This is a genomic window from Paenibacillus tritici, assembly GCF_013204885.1.
Lineage (GTDB): Bacteria > Bacillota > Bacilli > Paenibacillales > Paenibacillaceae > Paenibacillus_AQ > Paenibacillus_AQ tritici.
In genome coordinates, this window is sequence record NZ_JABMKX010000005.1 from 1 (window position 1) to 15,320 (window position 15,320).

Annotated in this window: 15 protein-coding genes and 2 rRNA genes; 12 read left to right on the forward strand and 5 right to left on the reverse strand. The window is 51.6% G+C overall.

The annotated features are described in order from the left end of the window. The 10 genes from HQN87_RS09685 to HQN87_RS09725 form a co-directional block, all read left to right on the forward strand. Nucleotides 1-222, forward strand: a 23S ribosomal RNA gene (locus HQN87_RS09685); the annotation flags it as partial. Between the two features lie 127 nt (nucleotides 223-349). Then, nucleotides 350-466 (forward strand): 5S ribosomal RNA (gene rrf, locus HQN87_RS09690). Nucleotides 467-998: 532 nt separating this feature from the next. Continuing rightward, entirely contained in the window at nucleotides 999-1,658 is a 660-nt protein-coding gene (locus tag HQN87_RS09695) for a response regulator transcription factor (RefSeq protein ID WP_173131449.1), read from the forward strand. 2 nt (nucleotides 1,659-1,660) lie between these two features. Then, nucleotides 1,661-3,052: a HAMP domain-containing sensor histidine kinase gene (locus HQN87_RS09700; protein ID WP_173131452.1), complete on the forward strand. Its 1,392-nt coding sequence runs from the start codon at nucleotides 1,661-1,663 to the stop codon at nucleotides 3,050-3,052. Between the two features lie 60 nt (nucleotides 3,053-3,112). Next, nucleotides 3,113-4,195: a hypothetical protein gene (locus HQN87_RS09705; RefSeq protein ID WP_173131455.1), complete on the forward strand. Its 1,083-nt coding sequence runs from the start codon at nucleotides 3,113-3,115 to the stop codon at nucleotides 4,193-4,195. 160 nt (nucleotides 4,196-4,355) lie between these two features. Continuing rightward, nucleotides 4,356-5,153, forward strand: a complete 798-nt coding sequence (locus HQN87_RS09710; RefSeq protein WP_173131458.1) for a dihydrodipicolinate synthase family protein — start codon at nucleotides 4,356-4,358, stop codon at nucleotides 5,151-5,153. 97 nt (nucleotides 5,154-5,250) lie between these two features. Continuing rightward, nucleotides 5,251-5,373: a hypothetical protein gene (locus HQN87_RS32695; RefSeq protein WP_301953168.1), complete on the forward strand. Its 123-nt coding sequence runs from the start codon at nucleotides 5,251-5,253 to the stop codon at nucleotides 5,371-5,373. Further along, complete coding sequence (locus HQN87_RS09715) at nucleotides 5,370-5,834, forward strand: DUF421 domain-containing protein (RefSeq protein WP_254075443.1); 465 nt, start codon at nucleotides 5,370-5,372, stop codon at nucleotides 5,832-5,834. The genes HQN87_RS32695 and HQN87_RS09715 overlap by 4 nt, the downstream gene beginning before the upstream one ends. A gap of 15 nt (nucleotides 5,835-5,849) precedes the next feature. After that, the gene (locus tag HQN87_RS09720; RefSeq protein WP_173131461.1) at nucleotides 5,850-6,551 is read left to right on the forward strand and encodes a metallophosphoesterase; all 702 of its coding nucleotides are present in this window, start codon (nucleotides 5,850-5,852) and stop codon (nucleotides 6,549-6,551) included. A gap of 18 nt (nucleotides 6,552-6,569) precedes the next feature. Beyond that, complete coding sequence (locus tag HQN87_RS09725; RefSeq protein ID WP_173131464.1) at nucleotides 6,570-7,025, forward strand: OsmC family protein; 456 nt, start codon at nucleotides 6,570-6,572, stop codon at nucleotides 7,023-7,025. On the opposite strand, the gene HQN87_RS09730 is transcribed toward HQN87_RS09725, so the two are convergent. From HQN87_RS09730 to HQN87_RS09740, 3 genes are read right to left on the reverse strand one after another with little or no spacing between them, the layout of a single operon-like run. Further along, nucleotides 7,022-8,446, reverse strand: coding sequence for a sensor histidine kinase (locus HQN87_RS09730; protein WP_367272691.1), 1,425 nt, complete (start codon nucleotides 8,444-8,446; stop codon nucleotides 7,022-7,024). The two genes, HQN87_RS09725 and HQN87_RS09730, sit on opposite strands and share 4 nt — an antisense overlap. A gap of 2 nt (nucleotides 8,447-8,448) precedes the next feature. Next, nucleotides 8,449-9,135: a response regulator transcription factor gene (locus tag HQN87_RS09735; RefSeq protein WP_173131470.1), complete on the reverse strand. Its 687-nt coding sequence runs from the start codon at nucleotides 9,133-9,135 to the stop codon at nucleotides 8,449-8,451. Between the two features lie 15 nt (nucleotides 9,136-9,150). Further along, complete coding sequence (locus HQN87_RS09740; protein ID WP_173131472.1) at nucleotides 9,151-10,626, reverse strand: FG-GAP repeat domain-containing protein; 1,476 nt, start codon at nucleotides 10,624-10,626, stop codon at nucleotides 9,151-9,153. A gap of 190 nt (nucleotides 10,627-10,816) precedes the next feature. Between HQN87_RS09740 and HQN87_RS09745 the strand changes: the two genes are divergently transcribed. After that, nucleotides 10,817-11,299 carry a hypothetical protein gene (locus HQN87_RS09745; RefSeq protein WP_173131474.1) on the forward strand — a complete coding sequence of 161 codons (483 nt, stop codon included), beginning with the start codon at nucleotides 10,817-10,819 and terminating at the stop codon, nucleotides 11,297-11,299. Nucleotides 11,300-11,401: 102 nt separating this feature from the next. On the opposite strand, the gene HQN87_RS09750 is transcribed toward HQN87_RS09745, so the two are convergent. Next, a complete protein-coding gene (locus HQN87_RS09750) occupies nucleotides 11,402-12,823 on the reverse strand; it encodes a glycoside hydrolase family 1 protein (protein WP_173131476.1) in 1,422 nt (473 codons plus the stop codon). Nucleotides 12,824-12,961: 138 nt separating this feature from the next. On the opposite strand from HQN87_RS09750, the gene HQN87_RS09755 reads away from it, so the two are divergent. Then, complete coding sequence (locus HQN87_RS09755) at nucleotides 12,962-13,933, forward strand: LacI family DNA-binding transcriptional regulator (protein ID WP_173131478.1); 972 nt, start codon at nucleotides 12,962-12,964, stop codon at nucleotides 13,931-13,933. Between the two features lie 418 nt (nucleotides 13,934-14,351). Here HQN87_RS09755 and HQN87_RS09760 read toward each other — a convergent pair whose 3' ends face one another. After that, the gene (locus tag HQN87_RS09760; RefSeq protein ID WP_173131480.1) at nucleotides 14,352-15,050 is read right to left on the reverse strand and encodes a DUF6710 family protein; all 699 of its coding nucleotides are present in this window, start codon (nucleotides 15,048-15,050) and stop codon (nucleotides 14,352-14,354) included. Between the last annotated feature and the right edge of the window lie 270 nt (nucleotides 15,051-15,320).

Below are 15,320 nucleotides of genomic sequence, written 5' to 3' on the forward strand. Positions count from 1 at the left end.
GATGGACGTACCGCTGGTGCATCAGTTGTTCCGCCAGGAGCATGGCTGAGTAGCTACGTACGGACGGGATAAGCGCTGAAAGCATCTAAGCGTGAAGCCCCCCTCAAGATGAGATTTCCCAATTAGTAAGACCCCTTGAAGACGACGAGGTAGATAGGTTGGAGGTGGAAGTGCAGCAATGCATGGAGCTGACCAATACTAATCGGTCGAGGGCTTATCCAAATACACTAACACACAAATTCGTTTCGGATTCAGTTTTCAGGCGATCAAGCCTGTACGCCATGAAATTCATTCACACATCTGTGATGAACCGAATTTCAAGCGGCAGCGTCTGTTTCACAGACGCATGTTTGGTGGCGATAGCGGAGGGGTTCCACGCGTACCCATCCCGAACACGACCGTTAAGCCCTCCAGCGCCGATGGTACTTGGACCGAAGGGTCCTGGGAGAGTAGGACGTTGCCAAGCACATGAAGCCATTGTTGAGTCATCGACAATGGCTTTTTTGTTTTCTTCAAGGAATTACGAAAGCCTTTCCTTGTGGAATAGGACATACCACTCAAACAATACCTTTTTTCTTTTGCTTGCTGTACATGCCGTTTCGGTTCCAGTGTCAATCCAGTCAGTCCAGGTCTCTCTCCCAATTCCACTTCTGTTTTGCCCTTAGTGAAGGGAAAGCTCCTGTTTCTTTTTACAACTTCATAACAACTGCCACTCTACTCTATAACATGCAGGGATTAGGGTATTGGTAGAGATATAATTTGATTTCCCGGTGGAGTCATGCAGGGTAATACCAGGCTAAGACTGACAGTGAGTAATTATTGTTCCGTCCTGAGGATCAAGCAGTTCTTGATTCGTCAGGATTTTTTTGCGGGTGGGTGTGTAACATTTAAGTCGAGCTAACAGGTTATGGATGCTCTGTAATCTGGTATGATAAAGATTAGGTTAATAATGGACGGCATACGCTGCTGCCGCAGGACGGAGGAGGATATTTAAGCAGATGGCTCATATACTTGTTGTTGAGGATGAACAGCCGATTAATGATTTGATTACTATGAATCTTAAGCTGGTAGGACACACCTACTCCAAGGCATATACGGGATCAGAGGTTGCGGGAATGCTGGAGAAGGAGCGGGCGGATCTGGTTCTGCTCGATGTGATGCTTCCCGGTCTGGATGGATTCGGGGTGATGCAGCAGATTGCCCCTTTGCAGATTCCGGTCATTCTGATTACGGCCCGGAATGCACTCTCTGACCGGATCAGAGGATTCGAGCTGGGTGCGGATGATTATATTATCAAGCCCTTTGAGATCCTGGAGCTGCTGGCCCGCATCAATGTCGTGCTGCGCAGGAATGAACAGGCGGGGGCTGTCTTTATCTGTGGAGAGGTTGAGGTCCGCTTCCCGGAGCGTCAGGTCCGGGTGGATCAGCTTCCGGTGGATCTAACGGCCAGGGAATTTGAGTTGCTCGAAGTTCTGATCCGCAACCGTAATATCGCTCTTTCCAGAGAGAAGCTGCTTGAACTGGCTTGGGGTTATGATTTTGCCGGTGATACCCGCACTGTAGATGTACATATCCGTCAGCTGCGCAAGAAACTGGGCTGGGAAGAACGGATTAAGACGGTATTCAAGCTGGGCTACCGGCTGGAAGTTCAGGTCTAGTTATGAAGTTCTGGCATAAGATTCTTCTTGCTGTACTGGTGCTGTTTATAGCAGCTCTTGATGTAAGTGTAGTGATGGTGATGAAAAAGAGCTGGCAGCTGAACATGGACAGTGAGAGCAAACGCGCAGCCAGCGAGCAGCTGCTGATCACAAACAATATATATGAGAATCTGGATTCGATTCAGGCAAGAGGCGTGTCCCTGGACCCGGCACTGCTGGTCAGTGTAGCTAAATCTTATGGTCAGTACTACCGCAAACAGGGCATAGAACTGGAGCTACGGGAGAATGGACTGCTGCTCTATCCCGTTCAGGACGGGGGGAGTTCCGGTCAGGAAGAGGTGCGTGCGGCGCAGGAAGAACATATCATGACGTTAGCGATGCCGTTCCCTGCTCCTTATGAGCATTTGGAGCTGGCGTACAAGCGTGATATTAGCGGGCTGTATGCCCAGCAGGAGGAGCTTAACCGTTTTTTTGTGATGATTAACTGGATTGTCGGTCCCCTCCTGCTGGTGCTGCTCTATCTTCTGATCCGGCAGCTGACCAAGCCGCTGAAGCTGTTGTCCGAGACGACCAAAACGATTGCCGAAGGTGATTATTCGAACCGTGTGAAGCTGAACAGCAGGGATGAATTCGGGGAGTTGGCCTTCAACTTTAACAAGATGGCGGCTGTGATAGAGCAGCGGATGAGCGATCTCGCAGGTATGGCTGAGGATAGACAGCGGATGGTCGATAATCTGGCCCATGAGCTGCGGACACCGCTGACCAGTATGCAGGGATTCGCGGAGCTGCTGACCTCGGCCAATATCGGCCAGGAGGATCAGATCAAGGCCGGCCAATATATCTTAAGCGAGACTATGCGGCTGAAGAATCTGGCTTTCAAGCTGCTTGATTTGTCCGTTCTGCGGCATCAGCCGCTATTGCTGGCAGAGGTGGACGTTGCTACTCTGTTTGAAACAGCGGCGCAGACCGAGCGGCAGAGGATAACTGATAACGGATTATTGCTGCACTTGGACAGCTCCATTCCCGCTGTATGGGGAGATGCAGATCTTCTGGCCTCTTTTCTGGTGAATCTGATCGAGAATGCCATTCTTGCGTCTCAGCCAGGCAGCACAATCCGCTTGCTGGCCTATCCGCAGGACGGGGAAGGGGTGCTTGAAGTTCAGGACAGCGGAAGCGGGATGACGGAAGAACAGAGAAGGCGTGCATTTGAGCCGTTCTACCGCGCAGATCCGTCACGCTCGCGGGCTTATGGCAATGCGGGTCTCGGTCTCTCTCTATGCCGTCAGATTGCCGAAGCGCATCAGGCCAGGGTTGAGCTGCAATCGGTCCCCGGGCAGGGGACGAGCATCCGTATCTTTTTACAACTTCCTAACAACTGCCCTCCTACTCTATAATATCCCGGGGTTAAGCTATGGATAGAGTTAATATCCTAAATCCCGATGGAGGTAATACAATTGAACAAGAAGAAGTGGTCTGTTACTATGGCTGTCGTCTTATGCTCTGGGGGTATGTTCGCATTCAGCGCATTCCTCGTACCCAGCCTGGCGAACTCGGCAGTCGTCGCGAAGAACAGTATGGCAACTCAGGTCCATACTAAGGTAAGTCCGGCAGGAAGCACCGTTCCTGTGCTGAAGGTGGGGGTGCCGAAGCCGGTATCTACCTTGAATGATGACCTGATCAAGCAGATGACGAAGGAACAAATCCAGCAGGTCTATGACTATCTGGAGCTGCCGGGCGATCCCAAAACCTCTGGGCGGCAGATAACCGATGCGGAGGTCAACCGCAGGCGGGTGCTGGAAGATAAGTATGTGTATGAGGGTCTTCGTCCCCGGAAGCCTCTGCCGCTACAGGCGGGCCAAGGAGAATTGTATTTCGATATAAAGGCCAATACGTACCATCAACCGGGGCGCAGCTGGACGGATGAAGAGCTGCTGCAAATGATTGACTGGACCTTCCGGTTAAATTATATATCTTCCAAACGATATGTACAGGCTCCAGCCCTACCGCAGAAATACAGTAAGTCTCAGATAGAGGTAAGGGCAGCTGAAAGTGTACGCAAGCTGTTCGATGCCGATATCTCCAAGCTGGAGACGAATGTTATGCTGCTTGAACCGGGTTATGGCATACCTTCAACCTGGGCGGTCCACTCCGCTCCACACAAGTCGCTCACCATGCTGGGACAAGGCTTGGAATACTGGGAATACGAGGTGCGGATTGATCCTGATACCGGAGTGGTATTAGATACGACAGTTATGAATTTTGCTATGAAAAGAACCCCTATCGACGCGGCAGCAGCGACTGCCATGAAGAAGGATGACAGCTGGATAAAGGAAGCTACCCGGATTGTGAAGGACAAGCAGGGAGAGAAACGAAAGATAGTCAAAGCTTATCTGACGGACACCGAGGTGAACAACAAACGCGGGATGGTAGCGGTGGATGTATTACTGGAAGATGGAAGCAAATATAATGCGGAATTCCGCTATCCGGGTAAGCAGCTGCGCTGTCTGATCTATGAGCCTGCCGGTAAGGCTAAATAAGCCGGAAGCTGTATTGTTATATGACTGAATCCGTCCTGATGATCAAGTATTTCTTGATTCATCAGGATTTTTTGTTACATTGGAGATAGAAAAAATATGCGGCGGGTATTTGTTGAAGAAGGGGTGGAGCGATGCCGATGCCGATAGAAAGGGATGTAATATGAAAAGACTAAATGTAGCGATCCCTACTCCTTTTCATGGGGATGAGAGTCTTCATGTGGAGGGATTCGAAGGCATCGTTGCTTACCAGAAGCAAAACGGTATAGAATCGCTGCTTCTCTCAGGAAGCACGGGCGAGCAGCATTCGATGAGTATTGGGGAGAGACTGGAGATTATCCGGTATTTCGATCAGCAGCGTTTCCAGGGGATAGAGCTTATATTCGGGGTCTCTGCCATAAGAACCCGCGACGCTGTGACTCTGGTCCAGGCGCTGGAGACATCGGTGATAGATGTGATTCTGATTGGATTCCCGCCGTACATCCGGCCCACGCAGCAGCAGGCGATTACTTATGTGGAAGAGCTGCTAAGCCATACAACCAAGCCGGTCGCCCTCTATAATAATCCTGGACGGACCGGATTCGACCTGACCCCGGAGTCTCTATATACGTTAATCAGCCGCTATCCGAATATTGTTGGCTATAAAGAAACAGGCGATTTACAGCGGCATCTGCCGGTCACTTATCCGGATGAGTTCATTATGTTTGCTGCCGGGGATGTGAATGTTGTGGAGCATTTCAACACGGGCAGATGCAATGGCCTCTCAAGTGTTGCCGGAAATATATATCCGCAAGAAATCAGGAATGCGGTCAGCCGGTTGCTTCAGAAGGAACAGGTGGATGCCGATCCAATTGAAGAGAAGGTCTCGCGCGTCATCAGCGGACATGCCATAATTAACATCAAGCAGCATTATAACAGCTTAGGGATTCATGCCGGTATTTGCAGGGCCCCCCTTCTCTGATGCCAGCAGTCAGCCGCCAAGCACTCTGTACCATGAATATTAATCTCCTAACTGGCAAAAAATAGCTCGAAGAAAAATTCCCAAAGGAGACGGCCCTATGCATGAAATCTGGAGTGAAATATGGAAGGCGCTGGTGCTCATCATTGTCGGAATGCTGGTGCTGCGGCTCGCCGGACGGAAATCTATCTCGCAAATGACCATTCGACGACGATCGCTATGATCTCAATCGGTACAATTATTGTACAGCCGATAGCGGATCATAACATCTTGATTACGATTGTGGCTGCTGCGGTCTTCATTGCCGTATTGCTAGGGGTGGAATGGTTGCAGGTCCGGTGGAGTACTTTTGAGAAGCTGATCAAAGGACCCTCAGTCATTGTTCTTGAAGAGGGTAAGCCTGATATCAACAATCTGAGGAAGTTGAGATTAACGGTAGATGAGCTGGAGATGAGCTTGCGGGGGCAAGGAATCTCCAGGCTGAGCGACGTCAAAACAGCTACGATTGAACCTAACGGCCAGTTGGGATACGAACTGCAGGATTCCGCGAAGCCGGCCACTCTGGCACAGGTAGAGGAGCTGCTCGCTAAATACCTGGGCGGAAGTGGAAGAGGGAACGAAGGGGTATCTCTGAGTCAGACTGATCCGCAGCCCGGTCTTTTTGAAGAGATTAAATGGCAATAGAGGGAAGGGGATTCCATGCGCAAATTCTTCATAACAGATATTCATGGTGATACAAAGGGGCTGGAGCTCCTGCTAAGTAAGGCTGAGGTTGATTGGAAACAGGATCAGCTTGTTGTTGGGGGCGATATGATTAACCGGGGAAAGGACTCGGCAGGTGTAGTCAAACATATCAAGCAACTTACGGAAAAGCACCCCGGTCAGGTTCACGCGCTTATCGGCAATCATGAGGAAATGATGGGCAATTATATCAAGCACGGCGATAAGCTCTGGCTGAGCCATGGCGGGCATGATACGCTGAGGAGCTTTGCCCGGACTTGTCCCGGTCAGGATGAGCAGCAGGCACTTATGGAATGGGCTTACTCCTTGCCGCTCTATTTCGAGGATGAAGAATATGTGTACACCCATGCCGGGCTGTATCCGGAAGAGCCTCTGGAGCAGCAGAGCCGGGAGATTCTATGGATGACGGAATATGAGTTCTACCGGCAGCCGCATGAACCGCTGCTTAGCTTAACAGGCGGCAGGCCGGTGATTCACGGGCATACGCCGGTTGAACGGATTTATTTTGACGGAGTACGGATGAACTGTGATATGGGCTCCAATACCTACCAGGTGCTTGAAGAGCGGTCGCTTGGTATGGTGAATTTGACGGAGATGATCTACCATGTATATAGACAGGCAGATCAACGGCTGGAGACAAGACGGATTGGACGAATCTGAACAAGAGGAGGGAATGAGATGAAGCATCCTTTTCACCTGAAGGCTGTATGGAATGGCGGGCGGAACGATGAAGGGCATATTGATGCTGGCGGGCTGCAAACGGTCATATCGATTCCGCAGGAGATGGGAGGTCCGGGAACCGGCACGAACCCTGATGAGATGCTGCTCGGCGCGGCAGCGACCTGTTATTTGATCACCCTGGCAGCGATGCTGGAACGTGCGGATATTGTACCGCAGGAGCTGACACTAGCCTCTGAAGCGATAGTAGATGTGACGAATAATGTATTCACTTATGAAAAAATCGTGCATACCCCGCGTATTGTGCTTCAGGCGGGTGCCTCAGCGGTGGTGCTCAAGATGGCAGAGCGGCTGGCGCATAAGGCGGAAGAGTCCTGTATGATCTCCAGAGCCGTGGCAGGGAACGTCTCCATTGAGACGCAGCCTGTCATTGAAGTAGCGGAGGCACAACATTAGAGCGGCATTTGCGGAGCCTCGTGCTGCGCTACTTGGAAGCGGGGAAGCTCTACGATTACAGAGGTGCCCTTGGTGAATTCACTCTCAATCCGCAGACGTCCGTCATGCAGCTCGATGATTTCTTTGCAGATGGCCAGGCCCAGGCCGCTTCCCGACTGGCGGGATCGTCCCTTGAAGAATTTGGTGCCAAGCTGCGCCAAGTCTGCGGCCTCGATGCCTTCGCCGTTGTCGGTGACGGTGACGCTAATCAGCTCTCCGTCCACCACTGCCTTGAGGCGGATCTCCCCCTCGGCAGGAGTGAATTTGAAGGCATTATCCAACAAGTTGACAAAAACCTGCTTCAAACGGTTGAAATCACCGTCCACCGGCAGGGGCTGATCGGGAAGGTCGGCATAGAGGCGGATCTGCTTCGTCTGCCCCCTATATCTGAACTGCAGCAGCAAATCCTCCAGCAGACCCCTGAGATCATACGGCTGGCGCACAATCCGAATCTCTCCGGCCTGGAATTTGGAGAAGTCCAGCAGATCCTCCACCAGGCCAATCAGCCTGTCCGTCTCCCCGGTCATGACCTCAAGACCCTGCAAGGTCTCTTGCTTATCTGACAAATCCCCGACCAGCAGTGTTTCCCCCCAGCCTTTAATCGAAGTCAGCGGGGTCCGCAGCTCATGGGTAACGGAAGAGATGAAGTCATATTTGAGCTTCTCACTCTTGAGAATCTCCTGGGACATATAATTCAGCGTCACCGCGAGTGTGCCGACCTCATCGTCATACCGTTTGGTAGCACGTACGGCAAAATTACCGGTGGCCATCTCCTTGGCGACCCCGGTCAGTTGTTGAATCGGACCTACAATCCGTTTGGCGATAATGAGGCTGAGAATGAAGCCGAAGGCAATGACGAGCAGCCCGATGAGAGCGGCATTCAGTGCGATTGTCAGAATAACATGATATAGCGGCTCTGCCGAAACCGAGTAGCGCAGCACGCCAATCGTGTTCCCGGATTCCCTCAGTGCGATAGATACGGCAATGATCCGTTCCCCTTGTACCGGCTTAATGCTCTGGAAGCTTCCTTTGCCGTTGATCAGGGCTGCTCTGACATCCGGTGTACTCACCCTCTCTGTACTTGAGAAGCCGAACGAATTAATAATCACACTCCCCGCCGGATTCAGCACCTCCACCTTACTGCTCTCCTCAGGAGACAGATTCTCCAGGATATACCTCGCCCGTTCACTTAAGCTATAGCCCTCCAGATACTTGTTGAAAAAGGTAGCGGAAGTGGCGGCCCGGGAATTCAACGTTTCCATCGCGCTGCCCAGATAGTAGGAGTGGACGGCAGCAATAAAAACCCCCTCCAGCAGCAGGACGATCAGGAGCAGCATAAGGGTAATATAGACGATAAGCCTGGACCTGATTCCCTTCAGCAAATTTAGCCCCTCCATATGTATCCGAATCCCCACAACGTTTCGAGGAACTGCGGCCCGGAAGGCTCCTGCCCGATTTTTTGGCGGATTCGGCTGATATTCACATCTACAATCTTAAGGTCGCCCATGAAGTACTGCCCCCATACAGCCGTCAGAATCTCGTTCCGGTTCATCGCTTTGTTCGGCTGCTCCATCAGCAGCTTGACGATCATGAATTCTGTAGGGGTCAGCGGGATATCCTGCCCGTCCTTCAGTAATTTCCGTTCATCCAGCATAAGGGTAAAAGGCGGAAGCTCGATACGGTTCTCGTGCGGCAGCGTCTCTCCGGGATACATCCGGCGGTACAGCGAGCGCACCCGTGCGATCAGCTCAACCGGACTGAAGGGCTTGACCACGTAATCGTCTGCGCCGGATTCCAGGCCCATGACCTTGTCGATTTCCTGACTTTTGGCGGTAAGCATGATGATTCCGAGCCGGGGGAACTGTCCGCGAAGGCGGGTGCACACCTCGAAGCCGCTGAGTCCGGGGAGCATCAGGTCCAGAATGGCGATGTCAAAATCCAACCGCTCCTTAGCAGTTCTCAGCGCCTCCTCGCCAGTAGAAGCCTCAGCTACTTCGAAGCCTGCGCGCTTAAGATTCACAGACAGCATATCACGGATAGGCTTCTCATCTTCCAGTATCAGTACTTTCATGAACAGCCTCCTTCATTATAGCCGGGGTTGCTGCGGTGTTCCCGCCAGCTGCACGACCTCATCGAGTGTCAGCTTAAGCTGTTTATACTCCTGTAGCTCAAGCCCCTGCAGCTTGCCTGCTGCATCGGCAGCAGGCATTACAGCAACGAACACTGTCGGCTCCCTATCATCATTGGTATTGGCCAGTTCATACAGCATCTTATATTCTCTATTCTCAGTCTTCAGCTTGGCCTCTGCCATAATCCAGGCCTTCTTCGTCAGCAGACGAAGCTCCAGCAGCGGAGTCTTCGCAGCAGATCCGGTATTTTTGTAGCTGAACCGGATATTCTCCCAGGGAGCCGGAGACTCTCCAGGAACCTCCAGCAGCGTCCGGGCAGCCCAAGACCGGGGAATGCGGAAGTTGAAGCCCCAGCGGTCAAACTGCTCCTGTACGAATTTCAGGCCGGATTGTCCATCCCATTGATAATATTTGCTGATGAATGGAGTAGCCAGCGGAGGGAAACCTTCCGTACCTGGGGGCGGGACAAGGAAGGCGATCTCCATAATTCCGTCGCCGTTAATATCCGAGCTGGTCTGCATGTAGTCCTTAATCGCAATGCTGTTGCTGCCGAGCAGCGCATCAGGCGGGGACGCCGGCGGAGCCAGTACCAGATCCTTACTGGAGGCGAGCGCAGCACGCTGATAATCTTCTGTTGCCAGTATATCAGTAAACTTGCCATTTTCCCAAGTCAACAGCGAAGTATAGGAAGAGTGCGCGCCAACTGCGGCGTCGATGATTAATGCGCTGCGGGTAGGGGATGCCTTGGCGAACACAGCCCCTAACACATTCCCGTCAAGCTTTTGATCGGATGCAATCTTCAGTGTTCCGCCTTGAAGCTGCAGCAGCTTCAGATGAGTCTCAGGCTGAGTATCTGTTGTGTAGATTCCCTGGAGTACGGCAATCTCGGTCTGTCCCGCTCCGGACAGATCAGCCAATACGAACTGGTCGTAAGGCTGCTTGAGCAGCTCTGCCAGCGTACCGCCGCTCAGGCTGTGGACAGACAGCTCTTTGCTTAGTCCTTCGCCTCCGCTGTAACCGAGCAGCAGATCCGCTGCCCCATCAGCGGTAACATCCGTGAAGGATACGTAATCCAGCTCGCTTCCGACCCCGGTGAGGGTGGCGAGCTTCTGCCATTTGCCGTCTTGCTGCGAGAGGAGCAGGGTGTTGATCTCGTAATCGGTTTTGTCTGTTTTGTAGAAGGCCAGCAGTTCATCCTGCCCGTCGTTGTTCAGGTCCTGCAATTGAATGGCGCTGCCGGATTCGGAGTGCACAGGTACAGTTAAGCGTGCACTAGCGGGCAGAAAGGATTTTACAATACCGGTAAGGTTGCCGTCGGCATTACCCTGTGACGGGGCTTGCAGCAGATCGCTGGGCGTCTTCATGGTACCGCAGCCGGACGTGACCAGGCTTAAGAATAGAAGGCCGCACAGGCCGAATGTATATTTGTTCATCAGAGTTACGCTCCTTATGATTCATCTGTGGCTAGTATATCCCAACCCTTCTGGCAATTAGTTGCAAAATGGTAAAGGGAGCTCGGTGGAACGTCATACAAATGGTATATAATTGGAAAGCGGACGATGATCACGTTACATTGATGAGATTGTTGATCCCCATATAATACTTATAAAGGAAGCGATTAAAATGAAGGAGCGGAAGACAAATTTAATCATAGCAGTAGTGGTGATTGTCGGAATTATTGTGTACGGGATTTATTATGTATTGAGTCTGACTACAACTATGGATAAAGCAGTACTTAATAAGGTTGATGAAACTAGCGTTATTCTTCAAATTATCCGGTTACCCCTTAAAGCTGATTCGATTGCAAGTAAAGAGGTTAGCATCACTGATCAGAATCAGATTAGTAATGTGTTTAAACAAATGTCTAATCTTGAATTAAAGAAAACATCTAAAATGGGTAAATCAGATGCCTCTTCTGAGTATGATGTGTTTATTTATTCCAAAGAGAATCATAAGCTGCTCTTTCGCATCGCATTTCTTAATGAAAAATATGTATACGTTTATGATAAAAAATACAAAGAATCTCTACAAAATTATTCGATTACAAGTGATTTTGACTATAAGTCATTTTCGGCTCGGCTCGAACAATTACTTAATGCTCCATAAATAGAGCAGTATAAATCGAGCAGTGAAAAAAGGCTGCCCCCAATCCGCCTGCTCATGGCTTTTTGGGGACAACCCTATACTGTTTAAATGTAGAACGTCTATTTAGTTACCTTTGCGCTGCAAGCTTTGTCCGTTGGTGGAAATAACATCCTTGTACCAGTGGAAGGATTTCTTGCGGTAGCGCTCCAGTGTTCCTGTATTGTCGTCGTGGCGGTCTACATAGATGAAGCCATAGCGTTTACTTAGCTCTGCGGTTGATGCACTGACCAGGTCAATACAACCCCAAGAGGTGTAGCCCATGACTTCAACGCCGTCCTCGATGGCTTCGCCCACCTGCACCAGATGGTCATTCAGGTACTCAATCCGGTAGTCGTCATTAACGGTCGGCACGCCGTCTTCGCCGGTGACTAGCACGTCCTTGGCCCCGAGTCCGTTCTCGACAATAAACAACGGCTTCTGGTAACGGTCATAGAACATATTCAGCACGTAACGCAGACCCTGCGGGTCAATCTGCCAGCCCCATTCGGAAGCCTTCAGGTATGGATTGGGTGCGCCGCCGATCAGGTTGCCTTCCTGGGTACGCTTGCTGCTGTCTCCGGTCTCACAGATGCTCACATAGTAGCTAAATGAAATGAAATCTACGGTGTGCTTGAGTATCTCAGCATCTCCAGGCTCCATGTGAATATCAATGCCGTGCTCTCTGAAGTAACGTTTCATATAGCCGGGATACACGCCTCTCGCATGAACATCTCCGAAGAAATAGTTCATATGCTCCGACTTCATCGCCGCAATCACATCGTCCGGGTTAGGCGTAAGCGGATAAGTAGGCATACTGAGGATCATACAGCCGATCTGGGCCTGCGGGTTGATCTCATGTCCGATTTTGACCGCAGTAGCACTTGCTACCAGCTCGTGATGAATCGCCTGATACAGATCCTGCTTGCTCAGCTTGTCCTTCGGTGTGTAAATTCCGCCGCTCATAAAGGGTTCGTGCAGAATAGAGTTGATCTCGTTGAAGGTCAGCCAATACTTCACTTTATCCTTGTAGCGGGTGAATACCTTTCTGGCATACCGTTCGTAGAAGCCGACTAATTTGCGGTTAACCCAGCCGTCATACTGCTTCGACAAGTGCAGCGGAGTCTCGTAGTGGGAGAGGGTCACCAGCGGCTCAATGCCGTATTTGTGACATTCATCGAACAGGTCATCATAGAATTGCAGGCCTTGTTCATTCGGCTCCAGCTCATCCCCGTTCGGGAAGATCCGTGACCAGGCGATGGAGGTACGGAATACCTTGAAGCCCATTTCGGCAAAAAGCTTAACATCTTCTTTGTACCGGTGGTAAAAGTCGATCCCGACCAGCTTCATATTATCCTCGGTAGGCACCTCGGTGATCGGACCCTTGATTCCTTGCGGAGCTACGTCTTGGGTGGACAGGCCTTTGCCGTCCTCGTTATATGCGCCTTCCAATTGATTGGCAGCTACTGCGCCGCCCCACAGGAAGCCTTCAGGAAATGGAGTACTCATGGATTATCCCGCCTTTTTTATAGTTATGGTCAGATATGGTAAGCTATTAATATGTCCCATAATTCCATGCTAAATGTTGTAACGCGTTACATGTCAAGTATTATTTAAAAGATGAGAATTTATGTAAGGAGTGCCATCATGTCGAATCTGGATCAAATCGCCAAACTGTCGGGATTCTCCAAGGCAACGGTATCAAGAGTACTGAATCGTTCTCCCCATGTAAGTCAGGCGACGCGGGAGAGCATCCTGAAGATTATGGAAGAGCTGGACTACGTGCCGAACGGCAATGCCATTTCCTTATCCAGAGGACAGACGATGCAGATCGGGATGGTTACGGAGGGGATCAACGAGGTGATGCTGCCTTTTCTGAACAGCTTCGTGGAGACCGCCAGCCAGCACGGATATCAGACGATTATCTATACCTCGGGGGGCGATCCGGCCAAAGAGCTGCAAGCCTTCGAGGATATGCGGCGTAAAAGAGTTGACGCTCTGGTGATCAGCACCTGCGTCAATGATCAGGCACTCCTTGGCTCCTATTGCAAATACGGGCCGATTGTCTCCTGGCAGCGGATGGAGCTTCCGGAGATTCAGAGTGTTGCCATGAATCAATATGACGGGTACATGCTGGGACTTGAGCATGTGATCGGACGGGGTTATACGCGGATTGCCAATGCTTGGGGCAGGCCGACCAGTATGAATACCTCCGGGCGGATACAGGCGTACAGGGATGCTGCCCGCAAATATCATCTGGAGGTGAACCCGGAATGGTCGCAGACGGGCATCTACTCCATCCGGCAAGGTGAGGAGCTGATCCGGGGGCTGCTGCTGAGTCCGGGAGGGCATCCAAACGCCATCCTCTGCGCCAATGATATGGTAGCGGCAGGTATATTGAGCGAGGCCCGCAGGCTTAAGGTCAAGGTGCCGGAGGAGCTGGCGATTGTCGGATTCGACAATACGGAGCTGGCCCATACGCTGGGGATCACCTCGATTGATAATCCGATTGCCGCGCAGGCGCAGAATGCGCTCTATTTGATTCTCGGTAAGCTGGGGGGAAAAGAGAACGGGCAGCAGGAGCTTGAATTCCAGCTCGTACAGAGAGCAACTACTTGAATAAGCCGTGAACCGTCCGATTTGGGCGGGTTCGCGGCTTTTTTGAGTTGCTCATGCTGAAAGGAAGTTTGCGTTGTCTCCGCCGGAAGTGGGCGGCTGAGGGAAGGAGGAGCAGAAGTGCACCTGAGTCCGCCGGAAGTGGGCGGGATGAGAGAAGGAGGAGCAGAAGTGCTCCTGAATCCGCCGGAAGTGGGCGGGACGAGGGAAAGAGGGGCAGAAGTGCACCTGAATCCGCCGGAAGTGGGCGGCGGGCTGAGGGAAGGAGGTGCAAACGGGCGGGAGGAGCAAACGAGAGGTATAAATCCCTCTGATTCCGCGCGAAGCGGGGCGCCTCGTAAAACAGACAAAGGGCCCTGCCAAGCAGCATTTACGGCACTTGGCATAGCCCTCCTTCAAGTTGACCTCCCCCGCAGGAGCGTCAGAAAATAATCTTCTGCGCCGCCATGATCCGGCCGATTTCAAAGATGGCTGCACACTCTACGAAGTGAACCTCGGAGATGATGGAATGGTCGTGCGTCCGGTAGTAGTATTTGCCATCGGTGTACACATGATCATAGATGAGGCTGATGTCATACACCGAGGTAGGGTAAAGCTCTCCTTCACCCTTGGCGATACCTGAGGTTATGGAATGATGTCCCGAGCCTTCTACGAAGGAGATGCCGAGGGGGAGCCAGAGGGTGACTTCATGACCAATATCCTGCCGCCAGCTTCCGTTCAGGGTGCCTTCCCCTATGCGGATCAGACTATCGCGCAGCTTCCGGGGAATCCAGGGGGAGGGAAAGACCAGGTCACGTGCGAGGTCAATAATCCGGCTGCTGTTGTCAATCTGTCTCATCAGGAAGTGGAAGCTCTTTCCGTCCAGCGTAACCTCGGCCCATTCGTCAAAGAACAGGTTGTCCGAGAATATCCGCTCCACCTGGTCAATCTCCCCATGGAGCACGGGCATCAGCATGAGCTGGCTCTGAACCCGTCTGCCTATAAGACGTATGAAGTCCACAATGGGGTGGGTCTCAGGCTGGAAGTAGCCATAGTTGATATCATAATAAAAGCCGAGATTCTCGTTGATTAAATCCTTGGCAAAAGCCAGGAGATTATCGAATTCTTGTTTCGTTCTCATGCAAAAGCTGCTCCTTCAGTCGTATGATAATGTGCTTATCATATTACGACTAGGCATAGGTGTCTGTGATCAAAACAGCAGGGAATGATTGGCTTCTCAGCGCCAAAGCAAAAAAGATGGCCCACAGCCGTGTGTATCACGAGCGGCTGTGGGCCATCTTGGTACAAATGAAATCCTATAAGCTCTCGGTCAGCCTGTACAGGACGAGTCGGCTCTTCCGGCGTAGGCAGCGCGGCGCTCCCCGACCTTGGTGCAGACTATCGCGCCTAC